Genomic DNA, 21933 nt, shown 5'->3' on the forward strand with positions numbered 1-21933 from the left:
CGGTTTCGCCCACGGCGCGATGCCTCCTCATCGGGTCGCACTCGGCAACGAGGTGCTGAAGATCAGCTTCGCCTGAATCGATCCGTCGGCGTTCTTATCGCCTTGCACCATAACGACTTCCCCGACGGCGAGATCGGCCACCTTGGTGCTGCCGAGCGAGATCACCTGGGTCTTGTCGTCGGTCTTGACGGTGATCTTGTCGCCGGACAGCGAGGTGAGGGTCAGCGTGGACCCGTCGTTGCTGGCGATGGTGCCCATATTGGCGCCGAGCTGATCCAGATCCCCGAGGCCCGGAATGGTCGGGATGCCGCTGGGTAGGGGCACCGCCGAGGTATTGCCCGGCAGCGGATACGAGGAGGTCCGGACGCTGCTGGACGCGGACGCGGAATTCGACGAATCCTTGCTGCCCAGCAGGGTTCCGATCAATACGCCCGCGATGGCGACGACGATGACCGCGCCGATGGCGAGGGCGACCCACAGGGTCGTATTGCGCTTGGGCGGGGGCGGCGGCGGATTCTGCGGGAAACCCGCGGGCTGATAGCCACCGGTCGGCATGCCCGGATCACCTGGATATCCGCCGCCCGGCCCGCCCGGATATCCCCCGCCCGGGCCGCCCGGATATCCGGGAGCGCCGTAGTTGCCGGGTGCGCCGTAGCTGGCCGTCGGCGGGTATCCCTGCTGCCCCGAGTAGGCGGCCGTCGGCTCGTAGCCCCCGCCGGTCTCGTACCCGCCCCACTGTGCGTCGGCGGGCGGCATGACCCGGGTGGCGTCGGCTCCGATCGGTTGCCCGAAATACTCGGTCGGGCTGTTGTCCGAGGGGTGGCCGCCCGGTCCGGCCTGCTCGGTCGGCCCACTGTCCTGGCCCGGTTCCGGCCGCCGCGACCACGGATCGCTCGGGTTGGTCATGGCCTCCAGGGTAGGCGGAGTACCGCGCCCCAGCCCTGAACTCGACCGCACGGTTCCCAACTAGCGCCCCCGCCCGAGCCGAAGCTGGGGCGGGGGCGGATTCGTCGCTGGTCAGCGGCCGACGATCAGCGTGTCCCCGTCGGGGGTGACGTTGACCTTCACCGTGTCGCCGTCCTGTACCTCTCCGGCCAGCAGTTCCTTGGCGAGCGAGTCGCCGATGGCCTGCTGGATGAGGCGGCGCAGCGGGCGCGCGCCGTAGGCCGGGTCGTAGCCGCGCACGGCCAGCCAGAAGCGGGCCGAGTCGGACACGTCCAGCTTCAGGCGACGCTGCGACAGCCGCTTCTGCAGCTGCTGCAGCTGGATGTCGACGATGAGTTCCAGCTGCTCCTCGTCGAGGGCGTGGAACATGACCACGTCGTCGAGCCGGTTCAGGAACTCCGGCTTGAACGCCGAGCGCACCGCCGCCATGACCATGTCCTTGTCACCCCCCGCACCCAGATTCGAGGTCAGGATGAGGATGGTGTTGCGGAAATCGACCGTGCGGCCCTGCGAGTCGGTGAGCCGACCCTCGTCGAGCACCTGCAGCAGGATGTCGAAGACGTCCGGGTGGGCCTTCTCGATCTCGTCGAAGAGCACCACCGTGTACGGGCGTCGCCGCACCGCCTCGGTGAGCTGACCGCCCTGGTCGTAGCCGACATAGCCCGGGGGCGCACCGACCAGGCGGGCCACCGAGTGCTTCTCGGAGTACTCACTCATGTCGATGCGGACCATGGCGCGCTCGTCGTCGAACAGGAAGTCCGCCAACGCCTTCGCGAGCTCGGTCTTACCGACACCGGTCGGTCCCACGAACATGAAGGATCCGGTCGGCCGGTTGGGGTCGGCGACCCCCGCCCGCGCGCGGCGCACGGCATCCGAAACCGCTTGCACGGCTTCCTTCTGGCCGACGACCCGGTGCCCCAGCTCGTCCTCCATGCGCAGCAGCTTCTGGGTCTCGCCCTCCATCATCTTGCCCACGGGGACACCGGTCCACGACGACACCACCTCGGCGATATCGTCCGGCCCGACCTCCTCCTTGAGCATGACGTCACCGTCCGCGGCGGACTTGGCCTTCGACTCGGCCTCGGCAAGCTCCTTCTCCAGCTTGGGGATTCGCCCGTACCGGAGTTCGGCGGCCTTGTTGTAGTCGCCGTCGCGCTCGGCCCGCTCGGATTCGCCCTTGAGCGTCTCGAGCTGTTCCTTGAGCACCGACACCGCGTCGATGGCCTGCTTCTCGTTCTGCCAGCGGGTCATCAGCTGGTTGAGCTTCTCGCGGTCGTCGGCGAGTTCGGAGCGCAGCTTCTCCAGCCGTGCCTTGGAGGCCTCGTCGGTCTCCTTGGCCAGCGCCACCTCCTCGATCTCGAGGCGGCGCACGACACGCTCGATCTCGTCGATTTCCACGGGGCGGGAATCGATTTCCATGCGCAGCCGGGACGCGGCCTCGTCGACCAGGTCGATGGCCTTGTCCGGCAGGAACCGGGAGGTGATGTAGCGGTCGGACAGCGCCGCGGCCGCCACCAGCGCGGAGTCGGTGATGCGCACGTGGTGGTGGTTCTCGTAGCGCTCCTTGAGCCCGCGCAGGATGCCGACGGTGTCCTCCACCGACGGCTCACCGACCATCACCTGCTGGAAGCGGCGCTCGAGGGCCGCGTCCTTCTCGATGTGCTGGCGGTACTCGTCGAGCGTGGTCGCGCCGACCAGGCGCAGCTCACCGCGGGCGAGCATGGGCTTGATCATGTTTCCGGCGTCCATGGCGGATTCGCCGGTGGCACCGGCACCCACGATGGTGTGCAGCTCGTCGATGAACGTGATGATCTGTCCGGCAGAGGTTTTGATCTCCTCCAGCACGGCCTTCAACCGCTCCTCGAACTCACCCCGGTACTTGGCACCGGCCACCATCGCGCCCAGGTCGAGCGAGATGAGCTTCTTGCCGCGCAACGATTCCGGGACATCGCCCGCGACAATGCGCTGGGCCAGGCCCTCCACGATGGCGGTCTTGCCGACGCCCGGCTCGCCGATGAGCACCGGGTTGTTCTTGGTGCGGCGGCTCAAAACCTGGACCACCCGGCGGATTTCGTGATCGCGCCCGATGACCGGGTCCAGTTTGCCCTCGCGGGCGGCGGCGGTCAGATCGGTGGAGTACTTCTCCAGCGCCTGGTACTGGCCCTCGGGATCGGCGCTGGTGACACGGGTATTGCCGCGCACGGCCGTGAAGGCCTCGCGCAGCGCGTCCGCGGTCGCGCCGTACTTCAGCAGCAGCTGCTGAACATCCGAATCACCCTCGGCCAGACCGACCATCATGTGCTCGGTGGAGACGTATTCGTCGCCCATCTCGGTGGCCAGCTTCTGCGCGGCGGTGACCGCGGCCAGCGCCTCGCGCCCGAGATTGGGGGTGGTGGTCGCGCCGGTGGCGCGGGGCAGCCGGTCGACGATGTCCTGGGCCTCGCGTCGTACCGTCGCCGGGTCGACTGCGACGGCCTTGAGCAAGGGGGCGGCGATGCCGTCGGTCTGATCCAGCAACGCCACCAGCAAGTGCGCCGGACGGATCTCCGGGTTTCCGGCGGCGGAGGCCGCCTGCAGTGCGGCGGTCAGGGCCGCCTGGGTCTTGGTGGTGGGATTGAACGAGTCCACTGTCACCTTCCTACTAGTCGTTGCCCGATACAACGCGCTAGAAGTTGAGTCTGTTCCGCTCAAGTCTGACAACTTTTCGCAGTCGCCGCCAGAGGACCAAAGCCCCTACTCACGCTACGCGTACGATGACCCCATTCGTTGACGCATAACCCCAGCTCATCCATGCCGGTTTCCGAATGAATGGAGCAACATGCGCGCGATCGTCGTCCGGGAGTTCGGCGGCAAGCCCGAGGCCGCCGATATGCCGATTCCAGAGGCCGGACCGGGACAGATACAGATCCATCTGGAAGCGGCGGGGGTCAACCCGTTCGACCAGCGGATCATCGACGGCTTTCTGGACGGCAAGCTCCCCCACGACTTTCCGATGATTCCCGGCGTCGATGGCGCGGGGACCGTCAGTGCCGTGGGCGCGGGCGTGGACGACTTCGAGATCGGGGACCGGGTGGTCGGGAAGTTCCTGATTCCACCGGTCGGGCACGGCACCTTCGCCGAGTACATCGTGGTGCCGCGCGAGAGCACCATCGCCAAGCTGCCCGACGAGGTCACCGCGATCCGGGCCGCGGCGCTGCCGACCGCGGGCATCACCGCCCTGGATCTCATGCGCGCCGCCGGGGTGTCGGGCGGGCAGAAGGTGCTGATCGTGGGCGCCTCGGGCGGGGTCGGCTCGTATCTGGTGCAACTGGCCGCGCTGGCCGGTGCCCACACCATCGCCACCGCGCGGCCCGACGACACCGATCGCATGATTCGCCTGGGCGCGACCGAGGTGGTGAACTATGGCCGAATCACCGTCACCGACTCACCCACCCACGCCGAGGCGTCGGAGCTTTCGGTGGCCGATTCGGTGCGGATCACCGATCCCGGCGGCATCGATGTGCTCTTCGACCTGGTCTCCCCGCCGCCGGTCTTCGCCGACAACGCGAGCCTGGTGAAGCCGGGCGGTTCGGCCTACTCGACCATCTGGTCCGCGAACGAGGCCGAATTGCAGGCCCGCGACATCAAGGGCGGCAACCTCGAATCGACCGGCGGCGCAGCCGAATTGCGCGAGCTCTTACGATTGGTGGGGGACGCCGACCTCATGGTGCCGATCAGCAATATGCCACCCTTGGCGGAGGCCGCCGATGCCATCGGCGCGCCCGGCGCCCGCGGCAAGACCGTGATAGTCATCTGAACCTCGAGTCCCGCCCATACCTCCCAACGGCTCCAAAACGATCACCTCCCGCTATATCCGTGCGACCACCGGCTTTTAAGGGATACTTGACGCGGAGGGCCGCCTGGCAGCAGGCGTTCCGGGGTAGCAGAACAGGAAGGAAAGCTCGACGTCGTGGATGCGCGTTCGGCAGCGCTGGTCCGCGCAAACTTTCGGACAGTCGTCGAGGCCCCGAATGGGCCCGAACGACTGATCAGCGCGTTCTACGGTCATCTTTTCGCGGAGATCCCCGCCCTGCGGGAACTGTTCCCCTCCGCCATGGACATGCAGCCGAAGAGGTTGGTCACCGCCATCCAATTCGTGCTCGACAATCTGGAGGACTGGGATCGCGCGCAGCGCTTCCTCGAACAGCTCGCCCGCGACCACCGCAAATACGGGGTGGAGGCCGCGCACTACGACATAGCCGGGCGCGCCCTGCTCGCGGCCTTCCGCAGCTACAACGGGGCGGCCAATTGGTCGCGGCCGCTGGAGGCGGGTTGGCGCGACATCACCATCCTGATCTCGGCGTCCATGGCCATCGGGGCCAATTCCGATAAGTCGCAGCCCTATTGGGAGGCGACGGTGGTCGGGCACCGGCGGGTGGTCGACGATCTCGCCATCGTCCGGCTGCAGACCGACACCCCGATCCCGTATCAGGCCGGGCAGTACGTGCCGATCGCCATTCCACAGCGCCCCAAGATGTGGCGCTATCTGTCCCCCGCGATTCCCACGAATCCCTACGGCGAGATCGAATTCCACGTGCGCAAGGTGCGCACCGGCTGGGTGAGCCCGGCCATCGTGAACGAGACCCAGGTCGGCGACCGCTGGATGATCGCGGCCCCGCTGGGCGGGCTGCACGTGGATCTGAGCATTCGCAAGGATGTGCTCATGATCGGCTCGGGCACCGGCATCGCCCCGCTGCGGGCGCAGTTGATCGAAATGGGTCGCCGGGGCATCAATCCGCGCGTGCACCTGTTCCTGGGCGGGCGCTACCCGTGCGATCTCTACGACGTGGAGAACATGTGGCAGCTCTCGCAATCGAATCCGTGGCTCACGGTGATCCCGGTGTGCGAGAACGAGACCAACCCCTGGTGGCATCCCTACCCGCCCGCCGAGACGCCGTTCGGCATGCACCGTCGGCTGATCGGCAATCTGGGCGCGGTGGTGGCCAGCTTCGGGGCCTGGGCGGATCGCCAGATCCAGATCGCCGGATCGGCCCGCATGATCGCCGACACCAAGCGCGCGCTGCTCGCGGTGGGCACCCCGGAGTCGGCGATAAGCTCGGATCCGGTGTAGTGCACGACCTTTCGACGCTCCACCCCGGCCCGCTTCACTGATCAGGAGTTCGCGTTGAGTATCGGCCCCGAGGAAACCGGCGCACTGCCATTGGGTGAGCAGGCTCTGCCGTTGGGTGAGAAAACGGAGTGGACCGCGACGGTGGTCGGCGCGCACCGGCTGCGCGAGGACACCACGGTGGTGCGGCTGATCGGCGAGTTCGTGCCGTTCGCGGCGGGCCAGTCGGTGGAGGTGCGCACGCCGCAGCATCCGAACATGGTGCGGCGCATGTATTGCGCGCTACCGCCCTCGCTGGACGGCAAGCTGGAATTCCATGTGCGCACCGTGCCCGGCGGCTGGTGCAGCGGATCCATCGTGGCCGATTCGCATCCCGGGGACGAGTGGCGGATCAGCTCACCGGCGGGGTGGCTGGCGGTGGAGCCGGAGGCCACCGACGTGGTCATGCTCGCCGACGGCGTCGGGCTCGCGCCGCTGCGCTCCCTGCTGCTGGACATCTCGCGGCGCCCCGAGCCGCCGCGCACGCACCTGTTCGTCGGCGGCCGCTACCCGCGCGACCTCTACGCCTCGGACATGCTCTACCTGCTGACCGGCGAATTGCCCTGGCTCACCGTGATTCCCGTGGTCCAGGACGAGGACGATCCGGACCTGATCGATCCCTGGTACGAGCAGTGCCGCGTCGATATCGGCTTCCGCCCGGAGGAGATGATGCCGGGCACCATCGCCGATATCCCGGAGCGCTTCGGCCCGCTCGACCACCACCAGATCCTGGTGTGCGGCGGCGCGGCCATGGTCCGCAACACCATCGATCAACTGGTCGCCATCGGCGCACCGGCGGAAGCCATTCGCTACGAAGGCTTTTGAGTACTACGAAGGGTCTCGGGGCTCAGAACAGTGGGTCGTGGCGGATGTTCCGGGTCGGGGTCCCGGCCGCCATGAGGCGGAACTTGGTGGTCTGCACCATGGAGGGCGCGCCGACGATCTGCACGTCCCGATCGTCCCAGGGGCCGTGCGCGGCCACGATCTTGCCGATCTGGCCGACCACGCGCGGCTGCAGGCCCGGAAACTCCTGCGGCCCTTCGGAATCGTCGAAATGCCACCAGGGGTTCTCATTGGATTCGGTGACCGGGTGGACGGTGAGCCACTTGTTGGCGCAGGCCAATTGGCTCAGCACCGCGAGATCGTAGAGGTCGCACGGGTAGTGGCCGCCGACGAACAGATCCACCCTCGGATTGGAGCGCCGCGCGGTCATGGCCATGAGTTGCGCACGCAATGGCGCGATGCCGGTGCCGCAACCGATCATGAGCATCTTGCGCCGGGTATTGCGCGGCACGCCCAGACCGCCGAGCGGCGAACCGATCAGCCACTGCTCCCCGACCCGGGTATGGCCGACCATGGCGGGACTGACCCACCCGCCGGTGACACCGCGGATGTGGAATTCCAACTCCCCGTTGCCATTCGCCGGAATGGCCGGTGACAGATACCGCCACATGCGGGGCCGGGACGGGATCTGCACGCTCATGTACTGCCCGGCCGCGTACTGCATGGGCTGGTCCAGCTTGAGCCGCACCACGGCCAGATTGCGCAGCACCTCGCGATGCTCGATCACGGTGCCGGTCCACACCGGCGGGGTGGTCTCTTTCTCGGCCGCGCCGATCATGGTGTCGGCGATGACACCGATGCCCTCGTCCCAGGCCCGGCCGATCTCCTCGGTCCAGATCTCGGTTCCGGCGTACGCCTCGAGCGCGGTCTTCAGCGATTTGCCCACGGCCACATAGTGTTCGGCCACCACACCGTACTTGCGATGATCGCGGCCGAGCTGGGCCAGGAAGGGCAGGAGTCGATCCGGTTCCTCGAGCCGGTCCACCACGTAGGCGATGGCCTTGACGAGGCGGTCACGCTGGGCGTCGAGGGCGGCGGGGAAGAAGTCGCGAACCTGGGGATAGTCGGTGAAGAGGATGGCATAGAACGATCGAGCGAGTTTCTCGGGGCCACCATCCTCCGCAGCAACCGCCTTGAACGTTGTTCTTATCAATGCGACGGTCCGCGAATCCATGTGTGTCACAACCCCATTTCGCAATCGAACACAGGCGTGACCGGCGAGTGAAGTGCTGCGGGACACTCGACAGCAGCCGTTGCCAAGCAAGTGTAGGCGAGGTTAGCCAGCAACGGAACGGGACGTTTCAATAACACGCCCTTTTATCCTCGAAAACATGAACGTTGCGGGGTATCTGACGCGAAAACAGACTGTTCAACTGGAACACGCCGTGCGACACGAGCTTTCAGACGCCGATACTGCCTGATCCGTTTTGCAAGACTCAGGAAAGTAGCGATCCCACCGCAACCGCGCCCCGCATCTAATTCCCTTGCAGCATACGGACAAAACTCATGAATGGAAGTAAACGATAACCTACCGGTCCGTTTGTAATTAACTGCCGCAAAGAACTTCGCCAATCCCACAGCACCCAGGGGTAACTCAGCACATTGCCCGCAACATTCACGAAAACGAGCAGGCGGTGTCCCCTTCGGGGGACACCGCCTGCCTCGGTTTTCTTGCTCTACTGCGACTTACGCCGGTTTCTGGGCTGCCACACCACGAGCGCGGTGCTGGGCTGAGGCGTCAGGTGCGCGGGCCGGTACCCGGCCCGCAGCCTTTCCACCTCGGCGGTCAACTCGCTCACCCGGTGTTGCAGTGCCTCCACCTCATTGGTGAGTTCGATGATCCGTTTGATGCCCGCCAGATTCACGCCCTCGTCCTGGGACAGGCGCTGCACCTCGCGGAGCAGCTCCACATCCCGGTTCGAGTAGCGCCGCCCGCCCCCGGAGGTGCGTTGCGGCGATACGAGACCCAGTCGGTCATAGGTGCGCAGCGTCTGGGCGTGCATGCCCGCCAGCTGCGCGGCCACCGAGATCAGGAAGTACTGGGACTCGGTCTTCTTCGGATGATCGGAACTCATTACGCACCTGCCCATCCCGCACGTGGATCGAACCCGCTGGTCTTCTCGGCCTCCGCGTAGCGCCGGAGCGCCTCGGTGGCATTGTCGTCCAGCTTCTGCGGCACCGCGACCTTCACGGTGACCAAAAGGTCCCCCGCGCCGCCGTCACGCTTGGGCACACCGCGCCCGCGCACCCGCAGGGTCCGGCCGTCGGCGGTGCCCGGCGGCACCTTGACGCCCACGCGCCCGTCCAGCGTGGGCACGGAAACCGTTGTGCCCAACACCAGTTCGGCGTACGAGACCGGCAGCACCAGAGTCAGGTCGTCGCCATTGCGGCCGAAGACCTTGTCCTGGCTGACGTGCACGGTGACGTACAGGTCGCCCGGCGGCGCGCCGCGCAGGCCCGCCTCGCCCTGACCGGCCAGCCGGATCCGCTGCCCGTCGCGCACGCCCGGGGGAATGCGCACGGTGATGGTGCGGGTCCGGTTCTGGATGCCGGTGCCGCGGCAGTCGACGCACGGGTCGTCGATGATCGACCCGGTGCCCCGGCAGTCCTCGCAGGGCTCGCTGAAGCCGAACGCGCCCTGATTGCGGCTGACCACACCGGAACCGTTGCAGTGCGGGCAGACTCGCGGACTGGTGCCCGGCTTGGCACCGCTGCCGTGGCAGGTGGTGCAGGCGGCCGGACTGGTCATGCGCAGCGGGACGGTCACGCCCTGGGCGGCCTCGCGGAAGCCGAGGGTCGTCTCGGTCTCCACATCGGAACCGCGCCGGGGCCGCGAGGACGTCCGCGTGCCACCGCGATTGAACAATCCGCCCAGGATGTCACCGAGTCCGCCATCGGCTCCGGCGCTCGCGCCGAAGATGTCGCCGATATTGAACTCGCTGGAGAATCCACCGCCGGTCTGGCCGTAACCGGCGCCGGGGGTGAAGCCGCCGCGGCCGAAACCGCCGCCCGCGAACAGCTTCCGGGCTTCGTCGTACTCCTTGCGCTTCTCCGGATCCGACAGCACGGCATTCGCCTCGCTGACGGCCTTGAACCGCTCCTCGGCCTTGCTGTCCCCGGGGTTCTTGTCCGGGTGCAGGTCTCGGGCCAGTCGGCGGTAGGCCTTCTTGATCTCGTCCTGGGTGGCGCTGGAGGAAACACCCAGATCCTTGTAGAAGTCCTTCTCGAGCCACTCTCGATTCACCGGGCATCTCCTCCTTTCCGTGTTGTAGATGACGCCGGGGGCGTCGGGGTGTTGTTAATCAGTGCCAGCGGCATCGGTGCCAGCGTTCGTCGTATCCGACTGCGCCGCAGCCGAATCCGCCACACCGTCGGTCACGCCGACCAGCGCGTGCCGCAGCACGCGATCGCCGAAGCGGTAGCCCTTGCGCATCACCATGCCCAGCACCGGGTCCGCGCCGCTGCCCTCGTGCTGCACGGCCTCGTGCAGGGTCGGGTCGAAGGGCTCGCCCTCCACGCCGAACTCCTCGAGACCCTGCTTCTGCAGGGCGGTGACGAGCTTGTCCGCCACCGACTTGAGCGGCCCGTTGTCCAGGTCGCCGTGGGCCCGCGCGCGGTCCAGATCGTCGAGCACGGGCAGCAGTTCACTGACCACCGCGGCCTTGGCGGTGTCGATGGTGACCTTGCGGTCCCGCTCGACCCGACGGCGGTAGTTGGCGTACTCCGCCGTCAGACGCTGCAGATCGGCTGTGCGCTCGGCCAATTCGGCCGTGATCGCGTCGGCGAGGGCATCCTCGCTCACCTCGGGGGAACCCTCGGCCTCCGCGGCCGCGGCGTCGTCCGCCGCGGCCTCGAAGACCTCACCCGTAGGCGCGAAGCGCCCCTCGAACTCAGCCGGATCAATGGTTGGTTCCGGGTTCTGGTTCGTCACTTCTTCTCAGGCTCCTCGACCACCTCGGCGTCCACCACGGTGTCATCGGACTGCGGCGCGGAGGCGCCATTGCCCTGGGCGGCCTGGTCCGCGGCCGAGGCCTCGTAGATGGCCTGGCCCAGCGCCTGCGACTCGGTGGCGAGCTTCTCCACCGCGGTCTTGATGACCGCGATATCGGTGCCCTTCAGCGCGTCGTTGGCCTCCGCGATGGCCGCCTCGACCTTGGTCTTGACGTCCGCCGGGACCTTGTCCTCGTTGTCCTTGATGAACTTCTCGGTCTGGTGCACCAGCGACTCGGCCTGGTTGCGGGTCTCCGCCTCCTCGCGACGCGCCTTGTCCTCGGCCGCGTGCGCCTCGGCGTCCTTCACCATCCGGTCGATCTCCTCCTTGGACAGGCCGGAGCCGTCCTGGATCTTGATCGTGTTCTCCTTGCCGGTGCCCTTGTCCTTGGCCGTCACGTGGACGATGCCGTTGGCGTCGATGTCGAAGGTGACCTCGATCTGCGGCACGCCGCGCGGGGCCGGCGGGATGCCGGTCAGCTCGAACGAGCCGAGCAGCTTGTTGTGCGAGGCGATCTCGCGCTCACCCTGGAAGACCTGGATCTGCACGGACGGCTGGTTGTCGTCGGCCGTGGTGAAGGTCTCCGAGCGCTTGGTCGGAATGGTGGTGTTGCGCTCGATGAGCTTGGTCATCACGCCGCCCTTGGTCTCGATGCCCAGCGACAGCGGGGTGACATCGAGCAGCAGGACGTCCTTGACCTCACCCTTGAGCACACCGGCCTGCAGGGCGGCGCCAACGGCGACGACCTCGTCCGGGTTCACGCCCTTGTTGGGCTCCTTGCCGCCGGTCAGCTCCTTGACCAGGTCGGAGACCGCGGGCATACGGGTCGAACCACCAACGAGCACAACGTGATCGATGTCGCCGACGGAAATACCGGCGTCCTTGATGACCGAGGCGAACGGCTTGCGGGTGCGGTCCAGCAGATCGGAGGTGATCTTCTGGAACTCGGCGCGGGTCAGCTGCTCGTCGAGGAACAGCGGGTTCTTGTCCGCGTCGACGGTGATGTAGGGCAGGTTGATCGAGGTGCTCTGCGAGGAGCTCAGCTCGATCTTCGCCTTCTCCGCGGCCTCGCGCAGGCGCTGCATGGCCATCTTGTCCTTGGTCAGGTCGATGCCCGAGGTGCCCTTGAACTTGTCGACCAGCCAGCTGACGATGCGCTCGTCCCAGTCGTCGCCACCGAGGTGGTTGTCACCGGAGGTGGCGCGGACCTCGACGACGCCCTCGCCGATCTCCAGCAGGGAGACGTCGAAGGTGCCACCACCGAGGTCGAAGACCAGGATGGTCTGTTCCTTGTCGCCCTTGTCGAGGCCGTAGGCCAGCGCGGCCGCGGTGGGCTCGTTGACGATGCGCAGGACGTTCAGGCCCGCGATCTGTCCGGCCTCCTTGGTGGCCTGGCGCTGGGCGTCCTCGAAGTAGGCGGGGACGGTGATGACCGCGTCGGTGATCTCCTCACCGAGGTAGGCCTCGGCGTCGCGCTTCAGCTTCATGAGCGTGCGCGCGGAAATCTCCTGCGGGGTGTACTTCTTGCCGTCGATCTCGACCGTCCAGTCCTCGCCCATGTGGCGCTTGACGGACTTGATGGTGCGGTCGACATTGGTGACGGCCTGGTTCTTGGCGGGCTGGCCGACGAGCACCTCACCGTTCTTGGCGAACGCGACGATCGACGGGGTGGTGCGCGATCCTTCCGAATTGGCCACGACGACCGGCTCGCCGCCTTCGAGAACGGCGATGACAGAGTTCGTGGTCCCGAGGTCGATACCGACCGCACGAGCCATGGTGTTCCTCCTGTTGTCCTTCATCCCAGTAACCATCGGATCGTTTGATCCGGGTAACACTGAGCGTGGTCGGCTCAATCCTGCCTCCGCTTCGGGCGGTGCGCAACTCCAACTTGAGTCCAACTCGCTCAACCTTGCTGACCTGTGCCAACGGGAGACGCACGTCATCTATTCCACGTGCCGGAAAAAAGTTTTGTGGATCAGCTCGGCGGATAGACGGCCATGGGCTCGCCCTTGGCGGTCATCGCGAGCCAGCCGCTGACCGAGCCGTCGGCGACGTAGACGGAGACCACGGGATTGCCGTCCGCGCCGCGGGCGATCTGCACATGGCTGATTCGGCCGTTCGGGACGCCCACCGACTGCGGGGCACCGGCCAGCAGCGGGGCCACCTTCCGGATGTCCAGGGCCGACAGATCGAAGATGTCGGTGCCCGGGGACCGTGCGACATCGCCATAGGAACGGAAGGTGCCGTCGTACCGGATGTGCGCATCGCGCGGCGCGGCCGGATCCTGGCGGCGCTCGATCAACACGTATTCGGGATAGAGCAGCACCTGATCGGCCTGGGTGTCGCCGAAGTGATCCTTGTAGGCCGTGACGAAACTGGCCAGCCCCGGCCCGGTGGTCGGGTCGGGCAGCGCGGGTTTCGGTGCGGCCGTGCGGGATACGCAGCCCGCGAACGCGCCGAGCAGGGCCGCGGCCACCACGATCGCGGCGGCGACCCGCCACCGGGTCGAGGGCCCGCGCCGATTCGGCCGCACCACGGGCGAATTCACCAGATTACGGGGAATCTGCAGATCCGACAGCACCTCGTCCAGATCACCGAAGGTGGTGGCGGACATGGCCTTCGCGGTGCGTTCGGCGTGCTCGGCGGCGGTGAGTTCGCCGGATTCGCGGGCGGCGTCGAGCAGGGCGCAGGCGTCCACGCGATCGGTGTCGCGGGCACGTAACCCCTGGGAGCGTGCATCAGCCATGGTCTCGCCTATCCCCCGAACGCCAGGGTGCGCACGATCCGGCCGTCCGGAGCGGCCTCGACATAGCCGTTCTCTCCGGCCTTGTTGCCCACGTAGATTCGGACGATGGGGCCGCTGGCACCGCCCTCGATATCGAGGTAGCTGACCGCGCCCTGATCCACCTTGGTCAGGGCGGGGGCCTGGGCCAGCAGGGCCGCGATGGCGGCCACGTTCACGGCGGCCAGATCCACGGTCGGGGTCGTCGGCGGCCGGGTCTGCGGGTTGTCGCCCTGGTCGAAGCCGCCGCGAAAGGTGTAGCGCACCTTGCGGTTCGCCTGGGTGCCCCGGGTCACCACGGCGTAGTCCGGGAACAGATCGGCCTCGTCGACGATCGTGTCGCCGAACTTCGCGCGATAGGCGGAGATGAAATACGAAATGCCTTCGGCGGTGGTCAGTTTCGGCCGCGGCAGCACCAGCGGCTGGACGATGCCGATATCCACCTTGGGCGGTCCGGCCGGTGCGGACGCGGGCCGGTCCACCGCCAGGAACGTGCCCACGGCGACCAGGATGCTGGCCGCCACGACCCCGGCGGTGAACCAGGTCTCGCGCCGGGATTTGGGTGGCACGGGATCCCCCGGGGCGTCCGCGGCACGTTGCAGATCATCGGTGAGCTGCGCCAGGTCACCCAAAGTCTTTGCCTCACCGGCAAGTTCGGTGAGGGTGCGATGGTCGGCGGCGGTCAGTTGCCCGTCGGCCAGCCCGGCGTCGAGCAGCGCGCAGGCGGCCTGCCGGTCGCTGTCGCGCGCCCGGGTGCTCGGCGGATAGCCCCCGCCGCTCCGCCGTGTCCGCTTCCGGGCGGGTGTGAGATCCACGGTCTTGGTGCTCGGCTGGAGATCGCCGATGAGCGCCTGCAGTTCGCCGAGTGTCTGTGCCCGCTGTGCCCGCTCCGACCGCTGGTGATACTCCTCGGTGCCCAGCTCCCCTTCCGCGTAGGCGGCGTCGAGCAGCGACCGGGCCTCGACCCGGTCGATGTCGCGCGCCCGCATCCGCCCAGACGCGGCCGCATCCCCGGCCGATCCGGACGATTGGGAGCTCACGCCCGGGATCGTAGACGCAATCGGTGCCGACCGCGCGGCTTCGAACCTCCCGCTACCTGGCCTCCGACCGGATTTCGTCGCGCAGGTGGTGATCGAGGGTGACACGCACCAGCGCGGCGGCGAGGTCGGCGTCCCGACCGGTGGGGTTGAGGCGATCGAGGGCGGCGGCGTCGGTCGGAAGGTCGAGGTCGGACGCGCCCCGGCGGGCGCGGTCGTCGAAATACGGACGCACCCAGGTCCAGGTGTCCTGGACCTCGCGCAGATAGATGTCCGCGCCGACCGGGCCGATGCCCTTGAAGTGCTGGAGCAGTTGGGCCAGGCGGGCGGGATCGTGCTCGGATTCGGCTGCGAGCCCGCGCATATCGCCGGACCATTCGGCGACCAGGTCGGACGCGTTGGCGATCAGGCGCGTCGCGGTGGATTCGTCGTAGCGGACGAAATGGGCGCGGCCGAGCGTCAGGACCAGATCGGACCATTCGGCCTCGGCCACCCGGCGCGGGGTGGTGTATCCGGCGGCGAGCAGTTCCCGGGCCGCGGCCACCGCGATATCGGCGGAGATTCGGTGGCCGAGCAGTTGCGCCAGCATCAGGAGTTGGAACAGGGGCGCGGGCCGGTCGGCCAGCCGAATTCCGGCCTCGGCGGCGTAGCTGGTTCCGGCGCGATGCAGCAGCCTTCGCACCGTGTCGTGATCGTTCATGCGGCACCTGCCTTTCTCCCGTGGGCATGCCCGGTTACGCCGCTCGCAACCCAGTGTTTGCCAATGGAAATCGGCCACACCCCTCGACCCGCCGCGCAGACACGCCCGATCGCCGGGCCGACGTCCGAAATGCCGGGTATCGGCCGGTGCGCCCATGAAGATCGAATTCGTGGATTTCCGCTGGTGAGGAGGCGTGATGAAGGCACGGTTCGGCATTTCGATCCCGCCCGTCGCGGCCGCGCTGCCGGACGTCATCGACATGGCCCTGGCCGCCGATGCCGACGGGCTGGATCTGGTGGCCATTCAGGATCATCCGTACAACGCGCAGTTCGCCGACACCTTCGCGGTGATCGGCGCGTGCCTGGCGGCCACCGGCCGGGTGAGCCTCTATCCGGGGGTGGCGAATCTGCCCTTGCGCACCCCGGCCATGATCGCCAAACAGGCCGCCACCTTCGACGTGCTCAGCGGCGGGCGTTTCGAATTGGGTTTGGGGACGGGCGCTTTCGAGAGCGGCGTAGTCGGCATGGGCGGACCGGCGCGCAAGGGGCGCGCCGCCCTCATGGCACTCGCCGAGGCGATCGCCATCATCCGCGCGCAATGGCGTCCGGGACAACTGGTTTCGGTAGTGGGTACGGAATACACCGTGCAGGGGATCGAGGGCGGACCCGCGCCCGCGCACCCCATCGGCATCTGGCTGGGCGCCATGGGCCCGCACGCCCTGGATCTGATCGGTTCGGCCGCGGACGGATGGGTTGCGCCGCTGCCGAATTGGATGCCGTGGGAGCAGTGGGCCGACGCCAATGTCCGCATCGACGCGGCGGCTCGCTCGGTGGGCCGCGATCCGCGCACCATCACCCGGCTGGCGGCGCTGCCGGGTGTGGTGAGCGATCGTCCGCTGCATCCGAATCCGCGTGGCTCCGATCCGATTCACGGCTCGCCGCAAGAGTGGGCCGACCTCATCGCGCGACTGGCCTACGAGGCCGGATTCGACACCTTCATCTACTGGCCGCCCGGCTTCGACGTGGATCAGGTGCAGCGCTTCGCGCGCCAGGTGGTGCCGCTCGCGCGAAAACTGCTGGGCGACAGCTGAAACGGGACCGTCACCACGTTCCCGAGACGGCCGCGATCGCCTCGGCCTGACCGGGAAGCTGATCGGGCAGACCGACGCCGGTGGCGATCAGCTCACGCAGGCTCCGGGTGACGTAGTAGCTCCACGCCGGGCTGCAGGCGTCGTAGCACTCATAGGCGGGCACCAATCCGATCTGCGTGAAGCGGAGTTCGGTGCCGCCGTCGGATTCCGAGATATCGAAGTGGATTTCGTTGTTCACCCATTCGGTCTGGTCCTGGACGAACGACATGCGGTTCTCCTTGACCAGCCAGACCACCGTGCGGTCCGGCACCACCTCGGTCAGCTCGATCCGGCTGCGGTGCACGCCCGGGACCTCGTAATCGAAGGTGTCACCGACCTTCTCGGTGTCTCCTTGAATGTCGACCGACCACCACGCGCGCGGATCGAGGACGGCGGCGAAGACCTCGGCGGGCGTGCGATCGACGGTGAAGCTGACGGTGAAGTTCTGATCGGTCATGACGGATCCCGTTCCTCAGGGGCGAGTTTATGCAGGCATTTACCTGCCTACTTTCATGACGATAGCGCGCCTGCTTGCATCACACAAGCGGATCCGACACCCTGGAGACATGTTGGGACGCATGTACGAGGGAGAGGTCTGCTCGGCCGCGCGCACGCTGGAGATCGTGGGCGAACGCTGGAGCCTGCTCATCATTCGCAACGCCATGTTCGCGGGCATGACGCGGTTCACCGAGTTCCAACGCGGCCTGGGCATCGCGCCGAACATCCTCACCAAGCGGCTCGCGGAATTCGTCGAGGCCGGGATCTTCGAACAGCGCGGCGGAACCGGCCACACCGAATACCTGCTGACCCCGAAGGGCCGGGACCTCGAGCCGGTCATTCTCGCGCTCACCGCGTGGGGTGACACCTGGGCCGCGCCCGACGGCCCGCCGGTCACCTACCGGCACACCGGCTGCGGCGGGGAAGTCGCCGTGCGCCTGGAGTGTTCGGACTGCGACACCACGCCCGAGCTCACGGCGGTGACCGCCGAACTGGCCCCCTGGGCCTACGAGAAGAAGTTCGGCGAGAAGAAGTTCGGCGCGGCCGTCTCAGTCCAGTAGCGGGAACCGACCGGAGGCCAGCAGACCCGCGATGGCCGCCATTTTCGCCTGCGGCGCAGCGTAATCCGGGTGCGTCCCGAAGACGGCGGCGGCATCGTGCAGCCGGACCATCTGCCGTTCGGCCTCCTCGACCCCGCGCCCGCCCGGCGTGATCGGGTGCCCGGCGAACGCCGGACGCCGCGGATCCACGCGCCCCAGCTCCACCGCCTTCGCGACTCGCCGCGAACACCGGCAGAAGGCCTCCGGATTCGCCAGCCCACAGGTCGAGGACAGGAAATTGCCGAGCCGTTTCTTGGCCCGCTCCACCCGTTTCCGATACGCGGCGGGTGTCGCGCCGACGATCCAGGCGGCCTCCTCGGAGCTCACCTCGAAGACGTCGGAGAGCACATAGGCGACTCGCTCGTCGCGGCCGAGGCATTGCAGCATGGCCTGACTGCAGTTCAGTCGGGTTTCATGGGTGAGCAGCGCGGCCTCGGGCCCGCGGTAATCCTCCTCCGCCAGACCGTCTTTCAGCCCTTCGCTGTATTCGTCGAGGCTGAGCTGCCGCGCCTCCTGCGGTGTCTGCCGCTTCAGATTCAGCAGATAGTTGACGCCGATCCGATAGGCCCACGTGGTCAACTTGGCCTCGCCGCGGAAGGTGTCGAGATGGCCGAGCACCCGGAGCAGGATCTCCTGGGTGGCGTCCTCGGCATCGGCGGGCCGCCACACCATGCGCAGCGCCAGCCGGTAGATCGGATCCTGCAGCAGCCGAACGACATCCGAGACGGCGGCGCGATCACCCCCGACGGCCCGGGCCACGAGTGCGCGTTCGTCGATGTCCTGCCCGGTGTCCATAACGCCAGCATAGGGATCGCGGGGCACCCGTGCGGTGCCCCGCGATCAGCCCTGCCACGGCGAATCCAGGCTAACCGGTCGCACCGGTCCGGTGCGAAATCCGACCTATCGGACTTCGGCCGGGCTGCCGAGCAGCGCGTGGCGGCGAATCCAGTCGGCGACCGCCGTGCCGATCTCGTCCGGCCGCTCCTCCGGGCAGTGATGCCCGGCCGCACCGATATTCACGGTCTCGGCGGCCGCGAAGGTCCGCGCGGCCCAGCCCACCACCTCGGGCGAGCCCAGGCCCACACCCTGATCCACATGCATGATCAGTTTGGGCACCTCGGGGGTGTCGGCCATCCAGCGGTCGTAGTTCTCGACGATCGCGACCGTATCGCCCGGCTCGTCGAGAATCGGGAATTCCCGCGGCCACACCAGCATCGGCTTGCGGGTCTCCGGGGTCGGGTACGGCGCGCGGTACGCGTCGTGCGCCTCGGCGGTCAGGCCGGGAATCGCGGTGGGCAGGTTGAATTCGATGAACATATTGTCCTCGAGGATCATCTTCTCGCCCTCGGGCGACCAGAAGCGACGGAACAGCTGCTCGCCCTGCGGCGGCAGGTCCGACCAGCGCAGCGGCCGCAGGAACGTCTCCACCACGGCGATGCCGCGCACCTGGCCCGGATGCCGGGCGGCGAAGTCCATGCCGAGCGCGCCGCCCCAGTCGTGGCCCACGATCACGACGTCGTCGAGGCCCAGGGCGTCGAACCAGGCGTCCAGGTAGCGGGCGTGGTCGACGAACCGGTAGTCGCTCTCGGGCTTGCCGGAGGCCCCCATGCCGATGAGATCCGGTGCCAGCGCCCGGGTTTCGCCGCTGACGTGGGGAATCACGTTGCGCCACAGGTAGGAGGACGTGGGGTTGCCGTGCAGGAAGACGACGGGGACGGCACCGCTGCCGGTGTCGGTGTAGTTGATGAACGAGTCCAGGATGTCGATGGTGGCCATCGCCGGTGTCCTTCCGGGTTGGTTTTGCCTACACCCGGTTGGACACACGCCGAGACGGACTGTGACAGTCCTCAGATGTGATGTGGGTCATACATCGGCATGGTCCCGGGCTCGACCGTCAGGCCCGGGTGCACGCCCGGCGTCATCCCCGCGCCGACGGCCATGCGCTGCAACATGGCCAGCACCCGCGGCCGGTCCTCCGGGTCGAGCGGGGCCAGCAGTTCGGCGTTAAGGCCATCGGCGATTTCACCCGCGCGAGCGATCATTTCGCGTCCGGCGGGCAGCAGATGCACCGCGTGGGCGCGGCGGTCGACGGGGTGGCGACGCCGCTCGACCAGGCCCCGCTTCTCGAGGGCGTCGATCAGGCTGACCATGACATTGCGGTGAATGCCGAGCGCCTCGCACAGCTGCTGCTGAGTCCGGCCGTCATTGGCCTCGAGCAGGCGCAGCGTGCCGTACTGCGGCGGCTTGATGCCCAGGGGGGTGAGCAGCTGATCGAAGCGGTAGGACGAGTGAGACCCCAACTGGCCCAGCAGGAATGCGGCACTTTCGAACAGCGGGAGGCGCTTGGGATCGACGTCGTTCACCCACACAGCCTACCTCAATGCCCGCACAGTGATTGCACTCTTGATTGATAATCACTTCAGGTGCATAGTTTGAATGGGCCCGCCACACTCACCGCACCGAAGAGAGTTCGCAGTGGAAACCGACATCTCACCCACCCTCGATCCACGCCGCTGGATCGCCTTCGCCGTCGTGCTGGCCGCCGGATTCATGGACCTGCTCGACGTCACCATCGTCAATGTGGCCGTGCCCAGCATTCAGCGGGATCTGGGCGCGGCCTACTCCGAGATCGAATGGATCATCGCCGCCTACGTGCTGTCCTTCGCGGCGGTGCTGATCACCGGCGGCCGCCTCGGCGACATCTACGGCCGCAAGCGGCTGTTCCTGGTCGGCATGGCCGGATTCACCGCGGCCTCGCTGGCCTGCGGCATCGCCTCGTCACCCGCCCTGCTCATCGGCTCCCGCTTCGTGCAGGGCGCGATGGCCGGGCTCATGGTGCCGCAGATCCTGGCCATCATCCGGGTCACCTTCCCGAAGAGCGAGCGCGCCAAGGCGATCGCCATCTACAGCGGGGTCGGCGGGTCCGCCTCCGCGGTGGGGCTGTCGCTGGGCGGGCTGCTGGTGCAGTGGAATCTGCTGGATCTGGGTTGGCGGCCCATCTTCCTGGTGAACGTGCCGGTCGGCGTCGCGGCGCTGGCCGCCGCGGCCGTGGTGATGCGGGATTCCCGGTCCACGCACGCGCCGCGGTTGGACATCGTGGGCATGGTGCTGGCCGTCTCCGCGGTGCTGTTGCTGGTGTACCCGCTCACCGAGGGACGCCGATTGCATTGGCCCGCCTGGACTTTCGTCATGATGGGCGCGGCCGCCCTGACGTTCGTCGTCTTCGGCGTGTACGAGCGGTGGCGGGCGCGGACCGTCGGGTCGCCGCTGATCGACCTGGAGCTGTTCCGGTCCCGGCCGTTCACCGTGGGCCTGGCCAGCTGGGGGCTGTTCTGGATCGGCTTCGGCGGCTTCTTCCTCATCTGGACGCTGTTCATGCAGGCCGGACTGGGCTGGTCGCCCATGCGGGCCGGGCTCACCTCGGTGTTCTTCGCGGTCGGCGCGGGCATTGGCGCGGGCGTCTCGGTGAGCGTGCTGGCGCCCAGGTTCGGCAAGTGGGTGCTGCTGGCGGGCGGGCTGATCACCATGGGCGGTTTCGGGCTGTACGGGGCCATGGCCGCGCACTACGAATCCGATTTCGCCTCCTGGCAAATGGTGTTGCCGCTGCTGGTCACCGGCATCGGATTCGGCATCGTGGTCGCGCCGACCATCGACATGCTGCTCGGGCAGATTCCCGACCGCGAGGCCGGGGCCGCGTCCGGGCTGCTGAACACCGGGCAGCAGTTGGGGATGGCGCTCGGCGTGGCGCTGGTCGGGATTCTGTTCTTCGCGCAGCTGGACCACGATTCGGCGCGCGGCGTGGATTCGGTTGCGGCGCAGACCCGGACCGAGCTGGCGGCGACCGGTTTGCCGGAACCGGCCCAAGACCAGATCCTCGCGGGCTTCCGGGCCTGCGTGCGGGATCGGTCCGCCGAGGTGGATCCGTCGGTGGTTCCGGCCAGTTGCCAGTCCACGCCCGGTGATCCGCGCATTGCCCAGACCCTAGCCAGCGCGGGCAAGGACGCGAACGCCGTCAACTTCGCGCACACCTTCGACTACACGATGGTGTGGGGCATCGGGCTGATGGCGCTGGTCTGCCTCGGATTCCTGGCTCTGCCGCGCGACACCCGGCTCGAACAGCACGAGATCGAGGCGGACGACGAGGAACTCGTCACCGTCTGACCGGTATCCGGACAAAAGCGGCCGCGGGTTCGGTGATTCACCGGACCCGTGGCGCGCGTCGGTGAAGAATCCACACTGTCACCGTCTTTCGGACAGGAGTCA

Annotated in this window: 20 protein-coding genes; 6 read left to right on the forward strand and 14 right to left on the reverse strand. The window is 67.6% G+C overall.

Features of this window, described 5'->3' with window-relative positions:
- Window positions 1-27 precede the first annotated feature (27 nt).
- The gene (locus VMT40_RS38350) at window positions 28-906 is read right to left on the reverse strand and encodes a DUF5666 domain-containing protein (protein WP_326364573.1); all 879 of its coding nucleotides are present in this window, start codon (window positions 904-906) and stop codon (window positions 28-30) included.
- Between the two features lie 111 nt (window positions 907-1017).
- Window positions 1018-3573, reverse strand: a complete 2556-nt coding sequence (gene clpB / locus VMT40_RS38355) for an ATP-dependent chaperone ClpB (RefSeq protein WP_326364574.1) — start codon at window positions 3571-3573, stop codon at window positions 1018-1020.
- A gap of 190 nt (window positions 3574-3763) precedes the next feature.
- Between clpB and VMT40_RS38360 the strand changes: the two genes are divergently transcribed.
- From VMT40_RS38360 to VMT40_RS38370, 3 genes are all read left to right on the forward strand, one after another.
- Window positions 3764-4741, forward strand: coding sequence for an NADP-dependent oxidoreductase (locus VMT40_RS38360; RefSeq protein ID WP_326364575.1), 978 nt, complete (start codon window positions 3764-3766; stop codon window positions 4739-4741).
- A gap of 153 nt (window positions 4742-4894) precedes the next feature.
- Entirely contained in the window at window positions 4895-6055 is a 1161-nt protein-coding gene (locus tag VMT40_RS38365; RefSeq protein ID WP_326364576.1) for an FAD-binding oxidoreductase, read from the forward strand.
- A gap of 111 nt (window positions 6056-6166) precedes the next feature.
- On the forward strand, window positions 6167-6916 hold the full coding sequence (locus VMT40_RS38370; protein ID WP_326364612.1) for an FAD-binding oxidoreductase: 750 nt from the start codon (window positions 6167-6169) through the stop codon (window positions 6914-6916).
- Between the two features lie 22 nt (window positions 6917-6938).
- Here VMT40_RS38370 and VMT40_RS38375 read toward each other — a convergent pair whose 3' ends face one another.
- The 8 genes from VMT40_RS38375 to VMT40_RS38410 all read right to left on the reverse strand — a co-directional run bounded on the left by VMT40_RS38375 (window position 6939) and on the right by VMT40_RS38410 (window position 15444).
- Window positions 6939-8108, reverse strand: coding sequence for a globin domain-containing protein (locus VMT40_RS38375; RefSeq protein ID WP_326364577.1), 1170 nt, complete (start codon window positions 8106-8108; stop codon window positions 6939-6941).
- 502 nt (window positions 8109-8610) lie between these two features.
- Window positions 8611-9009: a heat shock protein transcriptional repressor HspR gene (locus VMT40_RS38380; RefSeq protein WP_326364578.1), complete on the reverse strand. Its 399-nt coding sequence runs from the start codon at window positions 9007-9009 to the stop codon at window positions 8611-8613.
- On the reverse strand, window positions 9009-10178 hold the full coding sequence (dnaJ, locus tag VMT40_RS38385) for a molecular chaperone DnaJ (RefSeq protein ID WP_326364579.1): 1170 nt from the start codon (window positions 10176-10178) through the stop codon (window positions 9009-9011). The genes VMT40_RS38380 and dnaJ overlap by 1 nt, the downstream gene beginning before the upstream one ends.
- A 54-nt stretch (window positions 10179-10232) precedes the next feature.
- A complete protein-coding gene (grpE, locus tag VMT40_RS38390) occupies window positions 10233-10865 on the reverse strand; it encodes a nucleotide exchange factor GrpE (RefSeq protein ID WP_326364580.1) in 633 nt (210 codons plus the stop codon).
- Window positions 10862-12700, reverse strand: coding sequence for a molecular chaperone DnaK (gene dnaK / locus VMT40_RS38395; protein ID WP_326364581.1), 1839 nt, complete (start codon window positions 12698-12700; stop codon window positions 10862-10864). Before dnaK ends, grpE begins: the two co-directional genes overlap by 4 nt.
- A gap of 200 nt (window positions 12701-12900) precedes the next feature.
- A complete protein-coding gene (locus VMT40_RS38400) occupies window positions 12901-13671 on the reverse strand; it encodes a DUF1707 SHOCT-like domain-containing protein (protein ID WP_326364582.1) in 771 nt (256 codons plus the stop codon).
- Between the two features lie 8 nt (window positions 13672-13679).
- Window positions 13680-14747: a DUF1707 SHOCT-like domain-containing protein gene (locus VMT40_RS38405; protein WP_326364583.1), complete on the reverse strand. Its 1068-nt coding sequence runs from the start codon at window positions 14745-14747 to the stop codon at window positions 13680-13682.
- Window positions 14748-14799: 52 nt separating this feature from the next.
- Complete coding sequence (locus VMT40_RS38410) at window positions 14800-15444, reverse strand: endonuclease (protein WP_326364584.1); 645 nt, start codon at window positions 15442-15444, stop codon at window positions 14800-14802.
- Between the two features lie 196 nt (window positions 15445-15640).
- Here VMT40_RS38410 and VMT40_RS38415 point away from each other — a divergent pair, with 196 nt between their 5' ends.
- On the forward strand, window positions 15641-16534 hold the full coding sequence (locus VMT40_RS38415; protein WP_326364585.1) for an LLM class flavin-dependent oxidoreductase: 894 nt from the start codon (window positions 15641-15643) through the stop codon (window positions 16532-16534).
- 10 nt (window positions 16535-16544) lie between these two features.
- Here the strand turns inward: VMT40_RS38415 and VMT40_RS38420 are convergent, their stop codons facing one another.
- The gene (locus VMT40_RS38420) at window positions 16545-17030 is read right to left on the reverse strand and encodes an SRPBCC family protein (RefSeq protein ID WP_326364586.1); all 486 of its coding nucleotides are present in this window, start codon (window positions 17028-17030) and stop codon (window positions 16545-16547) included.
- Between the two features lie 109 nt (window positions 17031-17139).
- On the opposite strand from VMT40_RS38420, the gene VMT40_RS38425 reads away from it, so the two are divergent.
- Complete coding sequence (locus tag VMT40_RS38425; protein ID WP_326364587.1) at window positions 17140-17631, forward strand: winged helix-turn-helix transcriptional regulator; 492 nt, start codon at window positions 17140-17142, stop codon at window positions 17629-17631.
- Here the strand turns inward: VMT40_RS38425 and VMT40_RS38430 are convergent.
- The 3 genes from VMT40_RS38430 to VMT40_RS38440 all read right to left on the reverse strand — a co-directional run bounded on the left by VMT40_RS38430 (window position 17620) and on the right by VMT40_RS38440 (window position 20033).
- Window positions 17620-18465 carry an RNA polymerase sigma factor gene (locus VMT40_RS38430; RefSeq protein WP_326364588.1) on the reverse strand — a complete coding sequence of 282 codons (846 nt, stop codon included), beginning with the start codon at window positions 18463-18465 and terminating at the stop codon, window positions 17620-17622. The two genes, VMT40_RS38425 and VMT40_RS38430, sit on opposite strands and share 12 nt — an antisense overlap.
- A 105-nt stretch (window positions 18466-18570) precedes the next feature.
- Entirely contained in the window at window positions 18571-19446 is an 876-nt protein-coding gene (locus VMT40_RS38435) for a haloalkane dehalogenase (protein ID WP_326364589.1), read from the reverse strand.
- A gap of 71 nt (window positions 19447-19517) precedes the next feature.
- Window positions 19518-20033 (reverse strand): MarR family winged helix-turn-helix transcriptional regulator, encoded by a 516-nt coding sequence (locus VMT40_RS38440; RefSeq protein ID WP_326364590.1) that lies wholly within the window; start codon window positions 20031-20033, stop codon window positions 19518-19520.
- A gap of 112 nt (window positions 20034-20145) precedes the next feature.
- On the opposite strand from VMT40_RS38440, the gene VMT40_RS38445 reads away from it, so the two are divergent.
- Window positions 20146-21831: an MFS transporter gene (locus VMT40_RS38445; protein ID WP_326364591.1), complete on the forward strand. Its 1686-nt coding sequence runs from the start codon at window positions 20146-20148 to the stop codon at window positions 21829-21831.
- Window positions 21832-21933: the final 102 nt, after the last annotated feature.

It is taken from the genome of Nocardia sp. CDC160, from assembly GCF_035818795.1.
In the GTDB taxonomy this organism is placed as follows: Bacteria; Actinomycetota; Actinomycetes; order Mycobacteriales; family Mycobacteriaceae; genus Nocardia.